The sequence below is a fragment of the Qipengyuania sp. SM2507 genome (assembly GCF_053714505.1).
This window is the reverse complement of record NZ_CM132307.1, coordinates 2856636-2878316: the sequence shown is the minus strand read 5'-3', so window position 1 is coordinate 2878316 and position 21681 is coordinate 2856636. Positions and strand designations below refer to the sequence as shown.

Below are 21681 nucleotides of genomic sequence, written 5' to 3'. Positions count from 1 at the left end.
GATGAAACGCGCACAGGGTCGGGCCGCGCATCCCCATGATGCAGCGGCCGCAGCGGAGGTATCTCGCGTGTACACGTCCCCCGAGGACCAGGACCGGAGCGAGGCCGGCGCCGATGACGGCGCGGGCGGCAGGGCGCTGCCCGCCGCGCGGCTTGCGCACGACCAGATATTGCGGGTGTTCGGGAACAAGACGGCGACGCCGGACACGGCTTCGCTGCCAGGGGGCTCCCTCCCTGCGCGAATCGCCCGACTCGAACTGGCGCAGGATCTGAGCTGCGATATCGGTAGCCGCCGCTGGTTCGGTGGGCTCGGAACCTTCGTCGGGCTGACCGCCGTCGCGCTGGCCTTCTGGCCCAGCTACGCCCCGCTCGAAGCCGCGCCGACCGCGCAGATTGAGACCGCCAATGTCGACGAATATCGCAGCCAGATGATCATGCCGCTGGCATTGGGCAGCGACACCGGCCGCAGGATGGGCGCCACCGCGCTGGTCCGTCCGCTCGCCGCCGCGCCCGAACGCCCGCAGCTTCAGCTGGTCGCGACGCTGGCCCGCGGCGACAGTTTCGACCGGATGCTGCTCCGCGCCGGGGTGGGTCGCGAGGATGCCGCGCTGGTGGCTGCGCTGGTGGGTGATGCGATGGCGATCGGGGAGATCGAGCCCGGCACCAAGGTCGATATCACGCTCGGCCGCCGCACCAGCACGAGTGCGCCGCGACCGCTCGACCATCTCCAGTTCCGCGCCCGCTTCGATCTCGAACTGGCGCTCACCCGGCCAGACCCGGCCAGCGGTTTGTCGCTCGAGCGCAAGGTGATCCGCGTCGACGACACCCCGCTGCGGATCCGGGGCCGCGTCGGCAGCAGCCTCTATCGATCGGCCCGGACCGCCGGCGCGCCCGCCAGCGCGGTGCAGGCCTACCTCAAGGCGCTCGGCGATCATGTGAACATGGATCGCGAGATCGGCGCCGGCGACACTTTCGACCTGATCGTCGCGCATCGCCGCGCCGCGACCGGCGAGCGCCAGGCCGGGCAATTGCTGTTCGCCGGGCTCGAAAGCGGCGACAAGCCGCGCGCGCAATTGATGCGCTGGGGCGAGAAGGGAGCCTTCTTCGAAGCTTCCGGAGTGGGCGAGCAGCGCAGCGGGCTGGTCGCTCCGGTGCCGGGGCAGATGAATTCCAGCTACGGCATGCGCCGCCACCCGATCCTGGGTTATCGCCGGATGCATTCGGGGGTCGATTTCCGCGCCCGCCACGGAACCCCGATCGTCGCGGTGACCGATGGCCGCGTGACGGGGGCCGGACGGATGGGCGGCTGCGGCAATGCGGTCCGCCTGCGTCATGGCGGCAATCTCGACACGCGCTATTGCCATATGAGCCGGATCGCGGTGCAAAACGGCCAGAGCGTTCGACGCGGCCAGGTGATCGGCTACGTCGGCTCGACCGGGCTCTCGACGGGCCCGCATCTGCATTATGAAATGTATCGCGGCGGGCGGGCGATCAATCCCGCCGGCGTGTCCTTCGTCACCCGCGCGCAACTCAGCGGCAATGAATTGCGCGAATTCCGCGCGACGCTGGCCAAGCTCAAGACGGTCGAGGCGGGTGCGGCGCTCGCCAAGCTCGACCAGACCCAGGACGAGCGCGCCGCGCGCGAGCCGCTGCGCGAGATCGACCGGCTCGATCCCAAGCGGACCGAACCGGTTTCCTGACCCCTGCGCGCGACTTGCGTTGCACTCCATTGCACCGTTGGAACGATTGCGGCACAGATTGCCGCATGGACGCCAGCTACCCCCACATTCGCCTGCGACGCACCCGATCGAGCGGCTGGAGCCGCGCGCTGCACCGCGAGACCCGCCTCGCCCCGAGCGATCTGGTCTGGCCGCTGTTCGTCACTGCGGGTAAGGGGGTCGAGGAGCCCATAGGCAGCCTCCCCGGCGTGTCGCGCTGGTCGGTCGACGGGATCGCCGAACGCGCACGCGAAGCGGTCGCCCTGGGCATCCCCTGTATTGCGCTGTTTCCCAACACCCCGGGCGACCGCCGCAGCGATGCCGGCCAAGAAGCGCTCAACCCCGACAATCTCATGTGCCGCGCGATCAAATCGGTCCGCGACGCCTGCGGCTCGGATATCGGCGTGCTAACCGATGTCGCGCTCGATCCCTACACCAGCCACGGGCAGGACGGGTTGCTCGACGCGACCGGGTATGTCGCCAATGACGATACGGTGGCGGTGCTTGTCGATCAGGCGCTCAACCAGGTCGAAGCGGGCGCGGATATCGTTGCGCCCTCGGACATGATGGACGGCCGGGTGAAGGCGATCCGCATGGCGCTGGAAATGGCCGGGCACCACCGCACCCAGATCATGAGCTATGCGGCGAAATACGCCTCGGCCTTTTACGGCCCGTTCCGCGATGCGGTGGGGTCGGGCGATCTGCTCAAGGGCGACAAGAAGAGCTACCAGATGGATCCCGGCAATTCCCGCGAGGCGCTGCGCGAGGTCGCGCTCGATATCGCCGAGGGCGCCGACAGCGTGATGGTCAAGCCCGGGCTCGCCTATCTCGACATTGTGGCGCGGCTGGTGGACCGCTTCGACCTCCCCGTCTTCGCCTACCAAACCAGCGGCGAATACGCGATGATCGAGGCTGCGGCGGCGGCCGGCGCCGGGGATCGCGACGCGCTGGTGCTCGAGACTCTGATGGCGTTCAGGCGCGCGGGCTGCACCGGCGTGCTGAGCTATCACGCTCCCCTGGTCGCGCGGCTGCTCAACGGCTGAACGCAGGTGGAGGAATTCCGCCTCGAAACGCAGCGGCTGATCCTGCGCGACTGGCGCGAAGCGGACTGGGCCGAGTTCTGGCGCGTGACCAACACGGCGGCGGTGATGCGCTGGCTGGGCGATCCGGCCGACGAAGCAACCCGCAATGGCGCGCGGGAGCGGCTTGAAGGCTATCGCCGCGATCATGGCCACACCTTCTGGGTGCTCGAGCGCAAAGCCGATGGCGGGCATCTCTCGGGCGCACTGCTGGGCTTTTGCGGGTTGAAGCGCTCCAACGTCGAGGGCGAGGCGGTGTTCGGGATGATGGAAGTGGGCTGGCGGCTGCGCGAGGATGCCTGGGGGCACGGCTATGCAAAAGAGGGCGCCATTGCCAGCCTCGACGCCGCCTTCGAGCGCTTCGGCGCGGACGAGGTCGTCGCGCTGACCGTTGCGGGCAACACCGCGAGCTGGGGGCTGATGCTGCGACTTGGGATGCGCCGCCGCGAGGATCTCGATTTCGAGGATCCGCGCTGGGGACCGCACCTTAACCCGAGCATCGTCTATTCGATTTCTGCCGATGAATGGCAGGAGCATCGCGCCGCGTGACCCATCGGCTGCTGTTCGTCGCGACGATCCTGGCGGGAAGCTTCCTGCTGTTTCTGGTTCAACCGCTGGTGGCGCGCATGGCGCTGCCCCGGCTGGGCGGCGCGCCCGCAGTGTGGAACAGCGCGATGCTGGTCTATCAGGCGCTGCTGCTCGGCGGCTATGCCTATGCCCATGCGATCGGACGCTGGCCGATCGCGCGGCAGGCCGCGGTGCATCTCGGCCTGCTGCTGCTCGCGGGGCTGACGCTGCCGATCGCGCTGGCCGATCTTCCTGCGCCGGCCGCAGGGTTCGAAGCGCTGTGGGTCCCGCTGCTGTTCCTGCTGACCATTGGCCCGGTGTTCTTCGTCGTATCGGCGCAGGCGCCGCTGATGCAACGCTGGTATGCCGCCGATGCGAGCGCTGGCGATCCCTACTGGCTCTATGCCGCTTCCAATCTGGGCAGTTTCACCGGTCTGCTCGCCTATCCGCTGCTGTTCGAGCCCAATCTGTCGCTCGGTGCTCAAAGCTGGGTGTGGAGCCTGGGGTTCGGCGTGCTGATCCTGTTGGTCGGTGCCGCCGCGGCGGCGCGCTGGCGGGCCGGGGGTTTGGATGCACCGCTCCCGCCCGCCGCCTCCGAACCGATCGGCTGGCGGCGTACGCTGCTGTGGCTGGCGCTGGCGGCGGTCCCCTCGGGGCTTATGCTCTCGGCGACCACGCATCTTACCACCGATATCGTCGCCATGCCGCTGCTGTGGGTCGTCCCGCTGGGGCTTTACCTGCTCAGCTTCGTCTTCGCTTTCAACGCGCGCAGCGCGCTGGGCCATACGCTGGCGCGGGTGGCGCCGGTGATCGTGCTGCTGGCGGGCGGGATGGCGATGGTCAGCCAGGGGGCGGAGAGTCTCTCCACCGGCTTCGCCACCGTGCTGATGCTGTTCGTGGTCGCGGTGGCGCTGCATCGCCGGCTCTACGATGACCGGCCCTCGCCCGCGCGGCTGACCTATTTCTACCTGATCATGAGCGCGGGCGGCGCGCTGGGAGGGCTGTTCACCGCGCTGCTCGCCCCGGTGCTGTTCGACTGGGTGTGGGAGCATCCCATCCTCGTGCTCGCCGCCGCAGCGCTGCTCCCCAACCGGCCGCTGATCGCCTGGATGGACCGGCTCGGGCTCGACCGGCGGCAGCGGCGGATCGCGGTGCTGCTGGTGCTGATTGCCGCCATGGTTCTCTCGGGCCTGCTCAACCGCTGGCTGGTCGAGCAGAACGATGCGCTGGTGCTGCTCGGGATGCTGGGCGTCGCATGGTGCGGGATCCTGCTGCTCGGCTATCGCTGGGCGATGGTGGCAGTGCTGGCGATGCTGATGCTCGGGCGCGGCGGCTATCAGACGCTCGCTACTTCCGCCGAAGGCGCGCGCGAGCGCAGCTATTTCGGCGTCTACACCGTGCGCGAGCAGGAATACGCAGGCTTGCGCGGGCTGACCCACGGCACCACGCTCCACGGATTGCAGTTCACCGATCCCGTCGACCGGCGCGAGCCGACGACCTACTACGGGCGCGATTCCGGCGTCGGCGCGGCGCTCGACGTGCTTCCGCAGCTTTCCGGTCCCGATGCCCGCGTCGGCGTGGTCGGGCTCGGGGTGGGGACGCTGGCCTGCTATCGGCAGCCGGGTCAGGCGTGGGACTTCTTCGAGATCGATCCAAAGGTGGTCGATTTCTCGCGCGGCGAGGACGGGTTCAGCTTCCTGCGCGAATGCACCCCCGACGCGCCGATCCATATCGGCGATGCGCGGCTGGTGCTCGAGGAGTTTCCCGATGACCGCTTCGACGCGCTGGTGATCGATGCCTTCAGCTCGGACGCCATTCCGCTGCACCTCGTCACCACCGAGGCCTTCGGCATTTATCGCCGCAAGCTGGAAGACGACGGGCTGCTGCTGCTGCATATCTCCAACCGTTTCATCGACCTGCGCCCGATGGTCGCCGCGCTCGCGCGCGAGCATGGCATGACGGCAATCCTGCGCTCCGACCAGGCCAACCTCGGACCCGGCATCAGCCCCTCTCTCTGGGTAGTGATGTCGCCCGATGCGGGGCAGCTCGCGCGGCTGCTGACCGCGCGCCGCGACCTGTCGTGGCACCGCCTGCCGCCACCGGCGCAAAACTTGTGGACCGACGATTTCGCGTCCATCCTGCCGCATATCCAATGGCAGAACATTCTGGGAAAATGACCATGAGCATCCACCGGCCCGGCGTCCGCATCGTCCCGATCCACGGCAAGACCCCGAAGATCCACGAAAGCGTCTTCATCGCGCCGGGCTGCACCATCATCGGCGATGTCGAGATCGGCGAGGGCAGCTCGATCTGGTACAATTGCGTGCTTCGCGCCGATGTCTTCACCATCCGCATCGGCGAGCGAACCAATGTCCAGGACGGCAGCGTGCTCCATTGCGACCCGCCGCGCCCGGGCGACCCCGAGGGCTCGCCGCTGGAGATCGGCAGCGATGTGCTGATCGGCCATATGGCGATGTGCCATGGCTGCACCATTGCCGACCGCGGCTTTGTGGGCCTGGGGGCGATCGCGATGAACAAATCGGTGATCGGCAGTGACGCCATGTTGGCAGCGGGCGCGATGCTGACCGAGGGCAAGGTGATGGAACCGCGCTCGCTTTGGGCGGGCCGCCCGGCCAAGCCGATGAAAGAGCTGACCGACGCTGCGATCATGGGGATGCGCGCGGGGGTGGTGCATTATTCCGAGAACGCGAAGCATCACCGCGACGCGCTCGCCGCAGCAGAGGACTAGCGTCGGGTCGTTGGCGTCACGCTGTCGCAAGCTGCGCCGCGCGACTTTCTCGCTCTCGCCTCAATCCCTGATCAGCGTCTGCAGCGCCGCGATCCGGTCAGCCTCATGCGCGGGCTTGTCCCAGCGGATGCGGTGAATCCGCGGGAAGCGCATCGCGAGGCCTGATTTGTGGCGCTTGCTGGCGTGAACGCTGTCGAAGGCGACCTCGAACACCAGGCTCTTGTCGGTCTCGCGCACCGGCCCGAAGCGCTTGACCGTGTTGCCGCGAACGTGGCGGTCGAGCTTCTTCAGCTCCTCGTCGGTGAAGCCCGAATAGGCCTTGCCGACCGGGAGCAGCTCGGCGCCGGCATCGGGGTCGCCGTCCCAGCAGCCGAAGGTGTAGTCCGAATAGAAGCTCGAGCGCTTGCCGCTGCCGCGCTGCGCATACATCAGCACGCAATCGACCAGCAGCGGGTCGCGCTTCCATTTGTACCACAATCCGGTGCGGCGTCCGGCGATATAGGGACTGTCGCGGCGCTTGAGCATCAGCCCTTCGATCGCCTCCTCGCGACTCCCCTCGCGGATCTGCGCCAGGTGGTCGAAATCGCGCGCCTCGACCACTTTGCTCAGGTCGAAATGGCTGACAGGGAGCCGCTTCATCAGCGTCTCGAGCCGCGCGCGGCGTTCACTCCACGGCAACGGGCGCCAGTCCTCGCCCTCGACCAGCAGCGCATCGTAGAGTCGCACGAAGGCGGGCGCCTCGGCGAGCATTTTCTTGCTCACCGTCTTGCGCCCGAGCCGCTGCTGGAGCGCGTTGAAGCTCGCCGCGCCGCCCTGCGTGCGTTCGTTCTCCTCGCCGCCCTGCGCCGAGCCGCGCACCAGCAGCTCGCCGTCGAGCACCGCGGGGAAGGGCAACTGATCGAGCAGTTCGGGGAAGGTGGCCGAAATATCGTCGCCCGAGCGCGAGAACAGCCGCGTCTGCGCGGCATCGCCTTGCCCCGCGCGCACCAATTGGACGCGGATGCCGTCCCATTTCCATTCGGCGGCGTAATCCGCCAGATCGACCGTGCCATCCTCGAGAGGATGCGCGAGCATGAAGGGGCGGAAGGTGGGCAGATTGGCGATGTCGGGGGCGGGGTCGCCATCGGCGGCCCAGGCGAACAATTGCGCATAGGGCGCATCGAGCCCGTGCCAATATTCCTCGACCTCGTCGACCGGCACCGCGAAGGCCTGCGCGAAGGCGGTCTTGGCGAGGCGACTTGAAATCCCGATCCGCATTCCCCCGGTGGCGAGCTTGAGCAGCGCGTAGCGCCCGTCGGCGTCGAGCCGGTCGAGCAGGCTCGGCAGTTCGGTGAGCACGCTCTTGCGGTTCATCGCGGTGAGCAGCGCGACGGCCTCGCTAACCCCCGGTGGCGACGGCGCCGCTGCGGGCGCGGGCCACAACAGGCTGGCGGTCTCGGCGGTGTCGCCGACAAAATCGCGGCTCAGCGTCCACAGCACCGGATCGACGCGCTCCTTGAGCAGGGTGCGGATCGTCCCCGACTTGACCGCCGGAAAGTCGAGCCCGTCGGCCAGTGCCGCCAGCGCCCAGCCGCGATCGGGATCGGGGGTGTCGCGCAGGTACTCGGCGATCAGCCGCAGCTTCTCGTTGCGGCTGCGGGTGTAGACCAGCGCGTCGATCAGGGCGGCGAAGGCTTCCATTAGTGCAGCCTCACCTCAATCATCCTCGTCCTCATACCCTACCAGTGCCAGTGCCCGCGCTCGCCGTTGGTGGAGCTGGCACCAGCGCAGCAGCGCATCTTCGCGCCCATGAGTGATCCAGTTCTCCTGCGCATCGACCTCCTCGATCGTCCGGGTCAGCTCGCCCCAGTCGGCGTGGTCGGAAATCACCAGCGGCAGCTCGACATTGCGCTGGCGGGCGCGCTGGCGCACGCGCATCCAGCCGCTCGCCATCGCGGTGATCGGCGCGGGCAGGCGGCGGCTCCAGCGGTCGTTGAGCGCCGAGGGCGGGCAGATCACGATGCTCCCGCGCATCTCGTCCTTGGTGTGGTCCGCCACCAGCCGCAATTCGCCCAGCGCCACGCCGTGTTCCTCGTAGAGACGGCACATCCGCTCCATCGCGCCGTGGAGATAGATCGGGTCGTGATGGCCCGCGGCGCGTAGTTCTGCGATCACCCGCTGCGCCTTGCCCAGCGCATAGGCGCCCACCAGCACGCAGGCGTCCGGGTGCGCCGCCAGCCGGTCGAGCAGCTTGCGCATCTCCTCGGCGATTGGCGGGTGACAGAACACCGGCAGGCCGAAGGTCGCTTCGGTGATGAAGATGTCGCATTTGGTGACTTCGAAGGGCGGGCAGGTGGGATCGGCGCGGCGCTTGTAATCACCGGTCACCACCACCCGTTCGCCCGCGTGCTCGAGCAGGATCTGCGCGCTGCCGAGTACATGGCCTGCGGGGATATAGGTCGCATCGACCCCGCCAGGCAGGCGGATCGTCTCGCCATATTCGACCGGGGTCGCGCCCTCGCGCGTGTTGTAGCGCAGATCCATGATTGCCAGCGTCGCGGGGGTGGCGACGGTCTGGCCGTGCCCGCCGCGCGCGTGATCGGCATGGCCATGCGTCACCAGCGCGCGGTCGACCGCGCGCGAGGGATCGATCCAGCAATCCGCGGGGCCGACATGGATCCCGTGCGGTTCGGGCCGGATCCAGGAAAAGGGCGCTGCCATCCTCAACTCAAACCCGGGGCGGGGCGAGCGTTCCCGCCCGTACCCTCGGCTTTGCGGTCAGCCAAGCTTTGGCCTCCCTATTCGGGCGCGGCGCGGAAGCGCTCGAAGAGTTGCTTCAGACCGGGTTTCTGCCCTTGCGACAGCAGGCTGGCGCGGAACAATCGTCCGAGAAAAACGATCTCGAGCCAGACGAAGCCGGCTAGCAACACACCCGCGCCGACGATTTCCCACATCTCGATCCCCGCTCCCAGCCGCGCCAGCACCGCGAAGGGCGTCCACAGAGGGACCCAGGTCAGCACCTGCACCAAGAAGCCGGTCTCCCCCATCACGATCGCCTGGAGCAGCAAGGTGATCGGCAGCAGGATCGCGAGCAGGACCGGCATCAGATAGCCCTGCGCCTCGCTCATCGAATCGGCCAGCGCGCCAATCGCGACGAACAGGATCGAGATCGCGATATAACCGGCGAGGAAGAAATAGATCATCGCGAGGATGATCCCGGGCGAGGTCAGCGGGGCGAGCGCGGGGCGGATCATGTCGGCGATCGCGCCATGGGTGGCGAAGGCCACCACCGCGGCGCAGCCGAGCCAGACCAGGATCATCGACAGGCCGACCGCCAGCGCGCCGAGCAGCTTGCCATACATTAGTTCCTCGGGGCGGATGCAGGCGAGCAGAGATTCGAGCAGCTTGTTCGAGCGTTCCTCGACCGAACCCTGCAGCATCCAGCTGCCCGACAGCATCAGGCTCATCATCAGGATATAGGCCAGCGCCAGCGGGACGATCGAACGGATCAGCAGCGCCTCGCGCGCGCCGCCGCCCGGCGGCGGGGTGGTCACCGCGATGGCGGGCGCGGCCGACTGGATCGCCATCGCCTCCTGCGGCGAAAGACCGCGACCGGTAAGCAGCCGCTGGCGCAGATCGCCGGTCAGCACATCCTGCAGCACGGTAACGAAGCCCGTCGAGGGCTGTTCGTTGGACCACAGCCGGATCGTGGGATCGGCGGGATAGTCGCGCCCGATCATCACCACCGTCGCCACTTCCTCGTCGCCCTCGGAATCCAGCAGCGCGTCGACTCGCGCGTCCAGCTGCTCGTCGCTTGCCGAGACGAGCGTCTCGGGCGCTTCGGGAAATTCATATTGCGGCTCCGGCACTTCGAAACTGGCAGTTTCCTCGGGCTTGACCGCATCGAGCGCGGCAATCGCGGCTTCCATTCCGCCACGCGCGCGGAACGCGGCAACATCGGCGGCGGTGTACCAGCGGTCGTGCTGCGCCCATGGGGCCTGCGGGTCGGCCTCCTCGAGCCCGTGACGGCGGACGTAACGCGACAGCGCACTCAGCCGATAGCGGTCTTCCTCGAACTCGAAACGGTCCACGATCGCGGCGCGCGCGGTGCCCCCCGAACGGTCGAGCACGACCACGCGGGTCGCCTCGTCGTCGTCGAGCGCCTGGCCGACGATAGGCCCCAGCGCCAGCGCGATCGGCACGAGCAGCAGCGTCAGCCAGAAGCTCTTCATCGCGGCGATCTGGCGGAACTCGCGCCCGGCCACGAGCATGATGCTGGAACGATTCATGGCTGGACCTCCGCGGTTCCGACAAGCGAAACGAAGACATCGTGGAGATTGGCGCGCCGCTCCTCGAAGCGGCGCAGCGGCACGCCGGTGCTGGTGCAGCGTTCCAGTACCTCGCCGACCTCAGCGTCCGGCGCCAGCGTGATGGCCCATTCGTGCCAGCCCGCGCCGAGGTCCTCGACAGGTTCGGCATGGCCCACGCCCGCGACCGCGGCGATGCTGCGCGGTGCCACCGCGATGATCCGCGCAGGCAGCGTCGCGCGCGCCTCGTCGAGCGTGCCCTCGAAGCGCTTGTGGCCCTTGCGCAGCAGCAGCAGCCGGTCGCACAGCCGCTCGGCGTGCTGCATCACATGGGTGGAGAAGATCACCGCCGCACCGCGCTCGGAAGCGCGCAGGATCTCGTCCTCGAGCAGCCCTTGGTTGACCGGATCGAGGCCAGAAAAGGGCTCGTCGAGCATCAGCAGTTCGGGGCGGTTGACCAGCGCGGTGGCGAGCTGGACCTTTTGCGCCATGCCCTTGGACATGTCGGAAATCTTGGCGGTGGCGCGGTCGGCGAGATCGAAGCGTTCGAGCAGCTCGAGCCCCCGGCCGCGGGCCTCGCCGGCGTCCATTCCCTTGAGCCGTGCGAAATAGACGATCGTGTCGATCGCGCTCATATGGCCGTAAAGCCCGCGTTCCTCGGGCAGGAAGCCGATCGCGGCGGTGTTGCGTTTGTCGGGAGCGCTGCCGAACACCGCAATCCGCCCCGAGCTTGGGCGGATGATGTCGAGCACCATCCGCAGCGTGGTGGTCTTGCCGGCGCCATTGCCGCCGAGAAAGCCGAAGATTTCCCCCGGCTGGACCGCGAAGCTCAGATCGTCGACCGCGAGCACCTCGCCAAAGCGTTTCGTTAGCCTTTCGACCTCGAGTACCGGCATTCTGGCTTGTCCCCCCTTGAACCGGGGCGGTCATGCCCGCGAAGGGGGCGCGGCGGCAAGGCATTCCTCTGCCGAGCGCATGGAAAGACCGACGAACCGCCGGACCTCACCGCCGCGCTACTATCCGCTTCGCTCAGACCTCGCTGTCGTCCTTGCTCTCGCTCGCCGCGGCATCGGGCTTGTCGACCGCAGGCTTCTTTACCGCCTTCTTGCGGCTCGGCGGTTTGCGCTTGGCCTTGGGCGGGGCGGGGGTGAGTTCGAAGGACGGCTTGTCGTCCTTGACGCTGACGTGCACTTCGCCGCCATCGGCCAGCTTGCCGAACAACAGCTCCTCGGCGAGCGGCTGCTTGATCCGGTCCTGGATCAGCCGGCTCATCGGGCGCGCGCCATAGAGGCGGTCGTAGCCCTTGTCGCCGAGCCACTCGCGCGCCGCCTTGTCGAACTGGATATCGACATTCTGTTCGGCAAGCTGGAGTTCGAGCTGGAGGATGAACTTGTCGACCACGCGGCCTACGGTGTCCTTGCCGAGATAGGCGAAGGGCACGATCGCATCGAGCCGGTTGCGGAATTCGGGTGTGAACATCCGCTTCACCGCTTCCTCGCTGGCATCCTCCTTGCTGACATTGCCGAAGCCGATACCCTGGCTCGCCATATCGGCGGCGCCGGCGTTGGTGGTCATGATCAGCACGACGTTACGGAAATCGACCGTCTTGCCGTGGTGATCGGTCAGCCGGCCATTATCCATCACCTGCAGCAGGATGTTGAACAGGTCGGGATGCGCCTTCTCGATCTCGTCGAGCAGCAGCACGCAATGCGGGTTCTGGTCGATCGCATCGGTGAGCAGGCCACCCTGATCGTAGCCGACATAGCCCGGAGGCGCGCCGATCAGCCGCGAAACGCTGTGGCGTTCCATATATTCGGACATGTCGAAGCGCTTGAGCTCGATCCCCATGATGCTGGCGAGCTGGCGCGCGACCTCGGTCTTGCCGACCCCGGTGGGGCCCGAGAACAGGAAGCTGCCGATCGGCTTGTCGGGATCGCGCAGACCTGCGCGGCTGAGCTTCATCGCGGTCGAGAGCTTCTTGACCGCCGGGTCCTGCCCGAAGACGACATGCTTGAGATCGCGTTCGAGGTTCTCGAGCGCGCGCTTGTCGTCCGAACTGACCGATTTGGGGGGGATACGCGCCATGGTCGCGATCACCGCCTCGATCTCCTTGGCGGTGATCTTTTTCTTGCGGCGGCTCGGCGGCACCAGCATCTGCATCGCTCCGACCTCGTCGATCACATCGATCGCCTTGTCGGGAAGCTTGCGGTCGTTGATGTAACGCGCCGAGAGCTCGACTGCGGTCTTGATCGCGTCGGGAGTATATTTGACCTTGTGATGGTCCTCGAAGGCGCTGCGCAGACCTTTCAGGATCTTGATCGTGTCCTCGACGGTAGGCTCGTTGACATCGATCTTCTGGAACCGGCGCAGCAGCGCGCGGTCCTTCTCGAAATGGTTGCGGAACTCCTTGTAGGTGGTCGAACCGATGCAGCGGATTGTCCCGCCCGACAGCGCGGGCTTGAGCAGGTTGGACGCATCCATCGCTCCGCCGCTGGTGGCACCCGCGCCGATCACCGTATGTATTTCATCAATAAACAGGATCGCCTCGGGCATTTCCTCGAGCTCGGACACGACCTGCTTGAGCCGCTCCTCGAAATCGCCGCGATAGCGCGTGCCCGCGAGCAGAGAGCCCATGTCGAGCGAATAGATCACCGCATCGAGCAGCACATCGGGCACTTCGCCTTCGACGATCTTGCGCGCCAGCCCTTCGGCGATGGCGGTCTTGCCGACGCCCGGATCGCCGACATAGAGCGGGTTGTTCTTGCTGCGACGACACAGGATCTGGATCGTCCGATCGACCTCGGGACCGCGGCCGATCAGTGGATCGATCTTGCCGTTTTCGGCGCGCTTGTTGAGGTTTACCGTGAACTGGTCGAGCGCGGTTTCCTTCTTGTTGCTTTCCTTGGCGGCTTCATCGCCGCCGCGCGCCTCGTCAGCGCCCTTGGCCGAGTTGGCCTCGATCTGCTTGCCGCCCTTGCCGATGCCGTGGCTGATGAAGCTCACCGCATCGAGCCGGCTCATGTCCTGCTGCTGGAGGAAATAGACCGCATAGCTGTCGCGTTCGGAGAACAGCGCGACCAGCACATTGGCGCCGGTAACCGTGTCCTTGCCCGAGGACTGGACATGGAGGATCGCGCGCTGGACCACGCGCTGGAACCCGGCGGTTGGCTGCGGATCGGCATCGTCGTCGGATTTGAGTGACTGATATTCCTGGTCGAGATATTGGCGCACCGCCGCGCCGAGCTCGGCGATTTCGACCCCGCAGGCCAACATCACCTGTTTCGCATCCTCGTCCTCGACCAGCGCCAGCAGCAGATGTTCGAGCGTCGCATATTCATGGCGACGTTCGGAGGCATCGGCGAGCGCCTGGTGGAGGGTCTTCTCTAGATTTTGCGCAAAGCTGGGCATTCGGTCTCTTTCGCTAATCTCGGAGGCGCTGCAGGACCCGCGCCGCGAGAGGGGCAAAAGCCTAGGCCGGCAAATCCGACCGGGGCTGTATCACGATAGCGAATATGGGGAATTTTGCGGCTATTTTGAGTCCCCCCACCATCGTTTTGGAATCGTTCAATCCTTTTTCCCGAACAGCGCGTCGGCGGCGGCGCGATGCGCGGTGGCATTGTCGCGATGGCGGGTGACGCGGGCGATCTCGGCTTCGAGTTGCGCGATCCGCGTCGTCAGCTCATCCTGCGAATAGGGGTCCAGATCCTCGGTTGCGAGGCGGTCGGCGGCATCGCCGCGGGGCCTTGGTCTGTCCTCGGGATCCATTGCAACGCATCATCGCCTTTGCGGCGCATAGCTGTCAATGGTTCGGTTGCGGTGCGCAGCGGCGCGCGATACATCAAATCGACAAGACAGGCTGGGGGCACATGGGCGATACAATTCCGGACGAGATGACGGCCATCGGCTACGACGAGCCGGGCAAACCCGAGGTGCTGCGCGCCGAGAAGCTCCCGGTTCCGCGCCCCGAAGCCGGGCAGGTGCTGATCGCGGTCAGCCATGCCGGGGTCAATCGGCCCGATGTCATCCAGCGCCAGGGCTTCTACCCGCCACCGCCCGGCGCCTCGCCGATCCCCGGACTGGAAATTTCCGGAACGGTGGTCGCAGTCGGTCCCGATGTCCCGCCCGAACTGCTCAACCAGCCGGTCTGCGCGCTGGTTACCGGTGGCGGCTATGCGCAGTATTGCCTCGCCCAGGCGACGCATTGCCTCCACATCCCCGAGAGCATGTCGATGGCGGAAGCCGCCGCGATCCCGGAAACGCTGTTCACCGTGTGGCACAACGTGTTCGAGCGCGGTTGGGCGCGCGAGGGCGAGACTTTGCTGGTCCACGGCGGCACCAGCGGGATCGGCACCATGGCGATCATGCTCGGCAAGGCCTTCGGGCTGACCATCGTCACCACGTGCGGCAGCGACGAGAAATGCGCCGCCGCACGCGAGATCGGTGCCGATCTGGCGATCAACTACAAGACCAAGGATTTCGTCGAGCACGTCCGCCAGTTCACCGATGGGAAGGGCGCGGATGTGGTGCTCGACATGGTCTCGGGCGAATACGTCCAGCGCAATCTCGATTGCCTCGCCGAGGACGGGCGCCACGTCACCATCGCGGTGCTGGGCGGGCTCAAGGCCGAAATCAACATGGCCAAGGTGATGGGCAAGCGTCACACGCTGACCGGGTCGACGCTGCGCGCGCGGCCGGACGAGTTCAAGGCGCTGCTAGCCGACGAGATCCACAACCACGCCTGGCCGCTGTTCGAAGACGGCACCATCCGCCCGGTGATGGATCAAATCTTTCCGCTTGAACAGGCCGCCGAAGCCCATACGCGGATGGAAGCGGGCGATCACATCGGCAAGATCGTCCTCGAAACAGGAGCTTGAGCGCATCCTGGATAGCAATACCGGCCGCCGTGCCCGATCTCCGCAGCGCCTCCAAACCGCAACATTGACCCCGGCCCGTCACCGAACTGTGAATCGCCTGTAACAATACCCGTGCAAGGGTAGGCAGCTCTTGCAGGAAGGGACGTGCGCAATGACGCAACTGCCTACCGATCTCGCCAGCCTCGCCAACGTCACCAGTTTCCCGATCGCCCAGCCGGTCGTGCCCGAACGCACGCTGGGCGAACGGCGCAAATTCCGCACCATCTGGATCAGCGATGTCCACCTGGGCACCAAGGGCTGCAACGCGGCGATGCTGATCGATTTCCTCGACCACACCGATAGCGAGACGATGTATCTGGTGGGCGATATCATCGACGGCTGGCGGCTGAAGAAGAAGTTCTACTGGCCGCCCGAGCACAACGACATCGTCTGGCGGGTGCTCAAGCGGGCGCGGCGCGGCACACGGATCGTCTATATCCCCGGCAATCACGACGAGATGGTGCGCCCCTTCTGCGGCATGAATTTCGGCGGGGTCGAGATCAAGCGGGCGGATGTCCACACCACCGCCGACAAGCGCCAGCTGCTGGTGCTGCATGGCGACGAATTCGACACCATCATGCTGGCGCACCGCTGGCTCGCCTCCGTCGGCGACGCGCTCTACCATGTGATGATGGGCCTCAACGGCTGGGTGAATGCGGTCCGCAACGGGCTCGGGCTGCCCTATTGGTCGCTGTCCAAGGCGGCCAAGCACAAGGTCAAGAACGCGGTCGAGTTCATCTCCAAATACGAGGAGGTGGTCGCCCGCGCGGCATCCGAACGCGGCGTCGATGGGGTGGTCTGCGGCCATATCCACACCGCCGAGATGCGCGATTTCGACGGCATCTCCTATTACAACGATGGCGATTGGGTCGAAGGATGCAACGCGCTGGTCGAGCATTTCGACGGCACGATGGAAATTCTCCACTGGCCCGACGAGATCGCCAAGCGCGAGCCGCTCGCGGAGCCTGCGCCTGAGCCGGAACCGGCCGAGACGCTGGAAGCGGCGTGAAGCGCAGCGATCTCGCCGGCGGCGAAATGCCGCGGTTTGCGCCCGGCCCCGTGCGGCTTGGACCCGAGCGCATAGCGATCGTCACCGATGCCTGGCTGCCGCAGATGAACGGCGTCGTCCGCACGCTGACCACCACCTGCGACCATCTGCGCGCGCTGGGGCACGAGGTGATGGTGGTCTCTCCCGATCAGTTTACCTCCATGCCCTGTCCGACCTATCCCGAGATCCGGCTGGCGCTGACCCGCCCGGGCGCGGTGGCGTCGCGGCTGCGCGATTTCGCGCCCAATGCTATCCATATCGCCACGGAAGGTACGCTCGGGCTGGCGGCACGGCGCTACTGCACGAAGGCGGGGGTGCGCTTCACCACCGCCTATCATACGCAGTTTCCCGACTATCTCGCCAAGCGCACGCATCTGCCAGCCAGCTGGTTCTGGCGCTACATCCGCTGGTTCCACGGACCGGCGCGGCGTATTCTGGTCGCGACGGAGAGCATCCGCGAGGAATTGCGCGCGCAGGGGCTAAACCAGCTCCATCACTGGAGCCGCGGGGTCGATCTCGCCTGCTTTTCGCCGGAGGTGCCACCCGCGACCGAATTCGCCGGTCTGCCACGCCCGATCCAGCTCTATGTCGGGCGGGTCGCGGTCGAGAAGAACATCGAGGCGTTTCTCGCCAATTCCCATCCCGGCAGCAAGGTGGTGGTTGGCGACGGGCCCTCGCTCGAGCGGCTGAAGGCGCACTATCCGGAAGCAGCCTTTCTCGGACGGCGCAGCGGCGCGTCGCTCGCCGGGTGCTATGCGGGGGCCGATGTGTTCGTCTTCCCCAGCCGCACCGACACCTTCGGACTGGTGATGATCGAGGCGCTTGCCTGCGGCACCCCGGTGGCGGCCTATCCGGTCGCTGGCCCACGCGACATCCTGTCCGGCGAGGTTGGCACGATGAGCGAGGATCTCGACCAGGCGATCGCCGCCGCGCTCACTCGCGACCGCCGCGCCTGCGCGCAATTCGGGGCGGGTTTCAGCTGGGCTGTGGCGACGCGCCAGTTTCTCGCCGGCCTCGCCGCGATGGAGGTCCAGGCCAAAGAGGCCTGAACGCTTGCCCAACGCCCGTTTGTGGCGTAGAAAGACGTTCCAGCGGCCGCTCCGAAAGGGGCGGCCCTTCTATTTTCAGTCCAGCGAAAGTTTGCCCAATGGCCGACCAACCCAAACCGCTCATGCCGCATGCGACCGCCACCTGGCTGGTCGACAACACCGGCCTGGCCTTCGAGCAGATCGCCCAGTTCTGCGGCCTGCACATCCTTGAGGTCCAGGCCATGGCGGACGATCTGGCGAGCTCGAAATACACCGGTCGCGATCCGGTCCATGCCGGCGAGTTGACGCAGGAAGAGATTGAGCGCGGGCAGGCGGATGCCGGCTACGAGCTCAAGATGCAGCGCGCTCCGGTCGAAGTGACCCGCACCAAGGGGCCCCGCTACACCCCGGTATCCAAGCGCCAGGACAAGCCCGACGGCATCGCCTGGATCCTGCGCAACCACCCGGAAATCTCCGATGCGCAGATCTCGAAGCTGATCGGCACCACGCGCAACACCATCGGCGCGATCCGCGAGCGGTCGCACTGGAACATCCAGAACATCCAGCCCAAGGATCCCGTGACGCTGGGCCTGTGTTCGCAGCGCGAGCTCGACGCGGTGGTCGCCAAGGCGGCCAAGTCGATCGTCACCGACGCGGATGCCCCCGAGCCCGAGATCGTCGTCCCCGGCACCAGCGATCGCGAGAAGCTGATCGAGGAACTGCGCGCCGAACGCGATTCCAACCAGAAGGCCGCCGCCGAAGCCGCGCAGGAAGCCGAAGCCGCCGCCTGGCTCGAGAACAAGCGCGCCGAGGAAGCCACCGGCGAAGGGCAGGGCTGATTTGGGCCCGCAAGCTAAGCGCGGCGGGCCCGCGACTGCCTGCCTTTTCGCTTGCCTTTGAAGGCGGGCGCGTCATGCTATTGACATGACTGTCAATAAGCTTTTTCCGCCCGTTCCGGCAACTTACGGCCATGCCCACCCTTGGGAAACCGAGGTCGTGCCCGAGCTGCTCCACGCCATCCTGCAGCGCCAGGCCGAAGCGCGCCCGGATGCGCTGCTGGTCGAGTTTCTCGGGCGCGACTACAGCTACCGCGAGATTTTCGCCGAGGCGCGGCGCTTCGCCTACGGGCTGATCGCGCGCGGCATCTCCCGTGGCGATCGGGTCGGTCTCTTCCTCCCCAATGTCCCCGCCTATGTCTCGGCCTATTACGGGGCGATGATGGCGGGCGCGGTGGTGGTCAATTTCTCGCCACTCTACACGGTCGAGGAGCTCGCCCAGCAGGTGGAGGATTCGGGCACGCGGCTGCTGGTCACGCTCGATGCGCCCGCGTTGCTGCCGACCGCGATGAAGGTGCTCGACGGCTCCTCGCTCGAGATGCTGGCGGTGGCGAAGCTCTCCGACATGCTGCCGATGGTGAAGAGCCTCGCGCTGCGCCTATTGCGCCGCAGCCAGATCGCCGCCATCCCCGATCGCGCCGATGTCGCTCGCTACCGCGACTGGCTGTCCGACACCCAAAGCCTGCTCCCCGCGCTCGAAACCGGCGATCTGGCGCTGTTGCAATACACCGGCGGCACCACCGGCACGCCCAAGGGGGCTATGCTCTCGCACGCGAATCTGTCGAGCAACGCAATCCAGGTCGATATGATCGATCCCTTCGATCGCGAGCGGGCCGATATCGTGATGGGCGGGCTGCCGCTGTTCCACGTTTTCGCCAACACCTGCGTGCTCAACCGCACGGTGGTGCGGGGCGGGGCGATGGTGCTGGTTCCGCGCTTCGATCCGGGACAGGTGCTCAAAACTATTTCGCGTACCAAGCCGGTCGCCTTTCCCGGCGTGCCGACGATGTTCCAGGCGCTGCTCGACCACAAGGATTTCGCCAAGACCGACTGGTCCTCGCTGCGGATCTGCATTTCGGGCGGAGCGCCAATGCCCGGGCCGTTGCGCGAAAAGTTCGAGAGCGCGACCGGGGTGCGGCTGGTCGAGGGCTACGGCCTGACCGAGAGCTCGGGCGTGGTCTCGACCAACCCCTACGAGGGCCTGCGCAAGCACGGCACGATCGGTCAGCCGCTTCCCGCGACGCAGGTGATGCTGCTCGACAAGGAAGACCCGACGCGGATCGCGCCCGATGGCTCGCCGGGCGAACTGGTTATCCGCGGACCGCAGATCATGCAGGGCTATTGGAACCGACCCGACACGCAGGCCAGCGCCTTTGCCGAGCATGACGGCCAAAGCTGGCTGCGCACCGGCGATGTCGCGACCATCGACGAGGACGGTTTCCTGGCGATCGTCGACCGGATCAAGGACATGATCGCGGTCGGCGGGTTCAAGGTCTTCCCGAGCCAGGTCGAGGCGGTGCTGCTTGAACATCCGCAGGTGAAGGAGGCGCTGGTGATCGGCCATCCCGACCCGTATCTCGGCGAACACCCGATGGCCTATGTGACGCTCAACCAAGCCGAGGATGTCGCGGCGCCCGCCGGCGGCGAGTTGAAGGAGTGGCTCAACGCACGCGTCGGTAAGCACGAGCGGGTGGAAGACGTCATCATCCGCGCGAACCTGCCCAAGACGATGATCGGCAAGCTCGATCGCAAGGCGCTGCGCGCCGAGGTCCTGCCCGACTAGATTTCAGCCCGGCCTTACTTCAGCTCGCTATTACTGGGCGATGGCGAGCTTGGGCTCGTCGCTGTTGGTAGCGTCGTGATGCTCGGTGCCAGCCGGTACGGCCTTCCCGGTCGCGCGCGGCGCGAAGCGGCCCTCGACCTGGGCCCCCTGCTCGATCGTCAGTGCGTCGTAATGGACGTCACCATCGATTCGGGCGGATTTTAGGATCACAAGTTCGCGCGCCGAGATCGATCCGTTGACCGTTCCCGCCAGACGGGCGGTCTCGGCCGTCACCGCGCCGGTGATCGTGCTGCCTTCGCCCTGGACCAGCGCGGAGCAGGCGATGTCGCCTTCCACCGAGCCGTCGATATGCAGGTCGGCGGAAGCCTCGATATTGCCACGGATCGCAATGTCCGTGCCGATGACCGAGAAGGTCGAGGATGAATTGCGCGTTGCCATGGGTCTCTCGGTTCTAGCGGCTGGCGCGAGCGGACGCGCGTCGGACTTCTTTGAGAACATTGGGAGCCGTCTCCAGGAATGGGCGGGGATTGACGGCCCGGCCGTCGATGCGGACTTCGAAATGGAGGTGCGAACCGGTCGAGCGCCCTGTGCTGCCCATCGCGGCGATCGCGGTCCCGGCCTCGACCTGCTGGCCGGCGCGGACCTTGAACGCGGAAAGATGCGCGTAGCGCGTCATCAGCCCGCCGCCGTGATCGATCTCGACCGTGTTGCCATAGCCGGACTTGCGGCCGACGAAGCTGACCCGGCCCTTGGATGCGGCGGCGATCGGCGTGCCCTGCGGGCCGCTGAAATCGAGCCCGCTGTGCATCGCGCCGCGGCCGTTGAAGGGATCGCGGCGGAAACCGAAGCCCGAGGACAGTCTGGTGTTGGCAGGCTTGACCTGCGGCAGCGCGTCGAGCGAGGTTTCGAGCGCGCTCATCCGCGCGAGGCTAAGGCCGAGCCGTTCGAAGCGCGGATCGAGATCGTCATCGCTGCCGGTGGTCAGCCGCTCGAGCGGACCACCCATCGCCTCGCGCTCGGCACGGCGCAACACGATGTCGGGGTCGAGCCCGAGCGTGCGCAGAGCGGCGGCGGCGCGAGTGGCGCGTTGATCTGCAAAACGCGTCATGCCTTCGACGAAGGCAAGCTGGCGCGCTTCGATCGTGGCCAATTCGGCGGCTTCGGGAACCGCCATCGAGACCTTTTCGACGGTGGCGGCGGCTTCGGTATCGGCTTCGCTTTCCGCGGGCACGATCACATCGGCAGGCAGCGAGGCGACCATGTCCTCGATGAATTTCTGCCGCCGCTGCAGATCGTCGGTGACCTCGTCGATATCGTCGCGGTAATTCGCCAGCCGCTCTTCGGAATCGGCGACCTTGTGCTCGCGCTGGGCGAGCAAGACGCGATCGGAAGAGGCGCGATATTGCGACCAGCTCATCGCCCCCATCGTTCCGACGAAGGCGAACAGCGCGGCAGCAACGAGACCGGCGGTGGCCATCTGGACTCGCGAGGAGATGGTCACGAAGCGGACCTGGCCTTCGGAGCGCATGAAGAATTCTCGGTCGGGAAACCAGCTGCGCACGCGGCGAAACCAGCCGCCAGCGGATGTATTATCGGACAAATTCGACCCCGTCTTTTGGACTTCAGACCCTCGCCCGGTCACCTAACAGCGTTTGTTAGACCTTGCGAATCTGAG

General features: G+C 66.6%; 18 protein-coding genes. 10 read left to right on the top strand and 8 right to left on the bottom strand.

Annotated features, from left to right (window positions below; genetic code table 11):
* The first annotated feature begins 1 nt into the window (after position 1).
* The 5 genes from ACWIKC_RS13975 to ACWIKC_RS13955 all read left to right on the top strand — a co-directional run bounded on the left by ACWIKC_RS13975 (position 2) and on the right by ACWIKC_RS13955 (position 6112).
* Entirely contained in the window at positions 2-1699 is a 1698-nt protein-coding gene (locus tag ACWIKC_RS13975) for a M23 family metallopeptidase (protein WP_454598047.1), read from the top strand.
* Between the two features lie 65 nt (positions 1700-1764).
* Complete coding sequence (hemB, locus tag ACWIKC_RS13970; RefSeq protein WP_454598046.1) at positions 1765-2760, top strand: porphobilinogen synthase; 996 nt, start codon at positions 1765-1767, stop codon at positions 2758-2760.
* Positions 2761-2766: 6 nt separating this feature from the next.
* Positions 2767-3345, top strand: a complete 579-nt coding sequence (locus ACWIKC_RS13965) for a GNAT family N-acetyltransferase (protein WP_454598045.1) — start codon at positions 2767-2769, stop codon at positions 3343-3345.
* Positions 3321-5540 carry a spermidine synthase gene (locus tag ACWIKC_RS13960; RefSeq protein WP_454598044.1) on the top strand — a complete coding sequence of 740 codons (2220 nt, stop codon included), beginning with the start codon at positions 3321-3323 and terminating at the stop codon, positions 5538-5540. The genes ACWIKC_RS13965 and ACWIKC_RS13960 overlap by 25 nt, the downstream gene beginning before the upstream one ends.
* A gap of 2 nt (positions 5541-5542) precedes the next feature.
* Positions 5543-6112: a gamma carbonic anhydrase family protein gene (locus ACWIKC_RS13955; protein WP_454598043.1), complete on the top strand. Its 570-nt coding sequence runs from the start codon at positions 5543-5545 to the stop codon at positions 6110-6112.
* Between the two features lie 60 nt (positions 6113-6172).
* On the opposite strand, the gene ACWIKC_RS13950 is transcribed toward ACWIKC_RS13955, so the two are convergent.
* The 6 genes from ACWIKC_RS13950 to ACWIKC_RS13925 all read right to left on the bottom strand — a co-directional run bounded on the left by ACWIKC_RS13950 (position 6173) and on the right by ACWIKC_RS13925 (position 14163).
* Positions 6173-7792, bottom strand: coding sequence for a cisplatin damage response ATP-dependent DNA ligase (locus tag ACWIKC_RS13950; RefSeq protein WP_454598042.1), 1620 nt, complete (start codon positions 7790-7792; stop codon positions 6173-6175).
* Between the two features lie 15 nt (positions 7793-7807).
* The gene (locus tag ACWIKC_RS13945; protein WP_454598041.1) at positions 7808-8812 is read right to left on the bottom strand and encodes a ligase-associated DNA damage response exonuclease; all 1005 of its coding nucleotides are present in this window, start codon (positions 8810-8812) and stop codon (positions 7808-7810) included.
* Positions 8813-8889: 77 nt separating this feature from the next.
* Complete coding sequence (locus ACWIKC_RS13940) at positions 8890-10380, bottom strand: ABC transporter permease (protein ID WP_454598040.1); 1491 nt, start codon at positions 10378-10380, stop codon at positions 8890-8892.
* Complete coding sequence (locus tag ACWIKC_RS13935; protein WP_454598039.1) at positions 10377-11294, bottom strand: ABC transporter ATP-binding protein; 918 nt, start codon at positions 11292-11294, stop codon at positions 10377-10379. Before ACWIKC_RS13935 ends, ACWIKC_RS13940 begins: the two co-directional genes overlap by 4 nt.
* A gap of 133 nt (positions 11295-11427) precedes the next feature.
* The gene (clpA, locus tag ACWIKC_RS13930; protein ID WP_454598038.1) at positions 11428-13806 is read right to left on the bottom strand and encodes an ATP-dependent Clp protease ATP-binding subunit ClpA; all 2379 of its coding nucleotides are present in this window, start codon (positions 13804-13806) and stop codon (positions 11428-11430) included.
* Between the two features lie 156 nt (positions 13807-13962).
* The gene (locus ACWIKC_RS13925; RefSeq protein WP_454598037.1) at positions 13963-14163 is read right to left on the bottom strand and encodes a DUF1192 family protein; all 201 of its coding nucleotides are present in this window, start codon (positions 14161-14163) and stop codon (positions 13963-13965) included.
* Between the two features lie 101 nt (positions 14164-14264).
* Between ACWIKC_RS13925 and ACWIKC_RS13920 the strand changes: the two genes are divergently transcribed.
* The 5 genes from ACWIKC_RS13920 to ACWIKC_RS13900 all read left to right on the top strand — a co-directional run bounded on the left by ACWIKC_RS13920 (position 14265) and on the right by ACWIKC_RS13900 (position 20006).
* Positions 14265-15272, top strand: coding sequence for an NAD(P)H-quinone oxidoreductase (locus ACWIKC_RS13920; RefSeq protein WP_454598036.1), 1008 nt, complete (start codon positions 14265-14267; stop codon positions 15270-15272).
* Positions 15273-15423: 151 nt separating this feature from the next.
* Positions 15424-16320, top strand: coding sequence for a UDP-2,3-diacylglucosamine diphosphatase (locus ACWIKC_RS13915; RefSeq protein ID WP_454598035.1), 897 nt, complete (start codon positions 15424-15426; stop codon positions 16318-16320).
* A gap of 26 nt (positions 16321-16346) precedes the next feature.
* The gene (locus ACWIKC_RS13910; protein ID WP_454599509.1) at positions 16347-17408 is read left to right on the top strand and encodes a glycosyltransferase family 4 protein; all 1062 of its coding nucleotides are present in this window, start codon (positions 16347-16349) and stop codon (positions 17406-17408) included.
* Positions 17409-17506: 98 nt separating this feature from the next.
* Positions 17507-18226: a DUF1013 domain-containing protein gene (locus ACWIKC_RS13905; protein WP_454598034.1), complete on the top strand. Its 720-nt coding sequence runs from the start codon at positions 17507-17509 to the stop codon at positions 18224-18226.
* Between the two features lie 85 nt (positions 18227-18311).
* Positions 18312-20006: an AMP-binding protein gene (locus tag ACWIKC_RS13900; RefSeq protein WP_454598033.1), complete on the top strand. Its 1695-nt coding sequence runs from the start codon at positions 18312-18314 to the stop codon at positions 20004-20006.
* A 30-nt stretch (positions 20007-20036) separates the two neighbouring features.
* Here ACWIKC_RS13900 and ACWIKC_RS13895 read toward each other — a convergent pair whose 3' ends face one another.
* Together ACWIKC_RS13895 and ACWIKC_RS13890 are read right to left on the bottom strand one after the other, a co-directional pair.
* The gene (locus ACWIKC_RS13895) at positions 20037-20444 is read right to left on the bottom strand and encodes a bactofilin family protein (protein ID WP_454598032.1); all 408 of its coding nucleotides are present in this window, start codon (positions 20442-20444) and stop codon (positions 20037-20039) included.
* Between the two features lie 13 nt (positions 20445-20457).
* Positions 20458-21534, bottom strand: a complete 1077-nt coding sequence (locus tag ACWIKC_RS13890) for a M23 family metallopeptidase (RefSeq protein ID WP_454599508.1) — start codon at positions 21532-21534, stop codon at positions 20458-20460.
* Positions 21535-21681: the final 147 nt, after the last annotated feature.

Coding starts and splice junctions, on each gene's coding strand:
- ACWIKC_RS13910 (WP_454599509.1), top strand. CDS start 16,347: ATGCCGCGGTTTGCGCCCGGCCCCGTGCGGCTTGGACCCGAGCGCATA.
- ACWIKC_RS13975 (WP_454598047.1), top strand. CDS start 2: ATGAAACGCGCACAGGGTCGGGCCGCGCATCCCCATGATGCAGCGGCC.
- ACWIKC_RS13925 (WP_454598037.1), bottom strand. CDS start 14,163: ATGGATCCCGAGGACAGACCAAGGCCCCGCGGCGATGCCGCCGACCGC.
- ACWIKC_RS13945 (WP_454598041.1), bottom strand. CDS start 8,812: ATGGCAGCGCCCTTTTCCTGGATCCGGCCCGAACCGCACGGGATCCAT.
- ACWIKC_RS13935 (WP_454598039.1), bottom strand. CDS start 11,294: ATGCCGGTACTCGAGGTCGAAAGGCTAACGAAACGCTTTGGCGAGGTG.
- ACWIKC_RS13950 (WP_454598042.1), bottom strand. CDS start 7,792: ATGGAAGCCTTCGCCGCCCTGATCGACGCGCTGGTCTACACCCGCAGC.
- ACWIKC_RS13920 (WP_454598036.1), top strand. CDS start 14,265: ATGGGCGATACAATTCCGGACGAGATGACGGCCATCGGCTACGACGAG.
- ACWIKC_RS13900 (WP_454598033.1), top strand. CDS start 18,312: ATGACTGTCAATAAGCTTTTTCCGCCCGTTCCGGCAACTTACGGCCAT.
- hemB (WP_454598046.1), top strand. CDS start 1,765: ATGGACGCCAGCTACCCCCACATTCGCCTGCGACGCACCCGATCGAGC.
- ACWIKC_RS13955 (WP_454598043.1), top strand. CDS start 5,543: ATGAGCATCCACCGGCCCGGCGTCCGCATCGTCCCGATCCACGGCAAG.
- ACWIKC_RS13895 (WP_454598032.1), bottom strand. CDS start 20,444: ATGGCAACGCGCAATTCATCCTCGACCTTCTCGGTCATCGGCACGGAC.
- ACWIKC_RS13960 (WP_454598044.1), top strand. CDS start 3,321: ATGGCAGGAGCATCGCGCCGCGTGACCCATCGGCTGCTGTTCGTCGCG.
- ACWIKC_RS13890 (WP_454599508.1), bottom strand. CDS start 21,534: ATGCGCTCCGAAGGCCAGGTCCGCTTCGTGACCATCTCCTCGCGAGTC.
- ACWIKC_RS13905 (WP_454598034.1), top strand. CDS start 17,507: ATGGCCGACCAACCCAAACCGCTCATGCCGCATGCGACCGCCACCTGG.
- clpA (WP_454598038.1), bottom strand. CDS start 13,806: ATGCCCAGCTTTGCGCAAAATCTAGAGAAGACCCTCCACCAGGCGCTC.
- ACWIKC_RS13940 (WP_454598040.1), bottom strand. CDS start 10,380: ATGAATCGTTCCAGCATCATGCTCGTGGCCGGGCGCGAGTTCCGCCAG.
- ACWIKC_RS13915 (WP_454598035.1), top strand. CDS start 15,424: ATGACGCAACTGCCTACCGATCTCGCCAGCCTCGCCAACGTCACCAGT.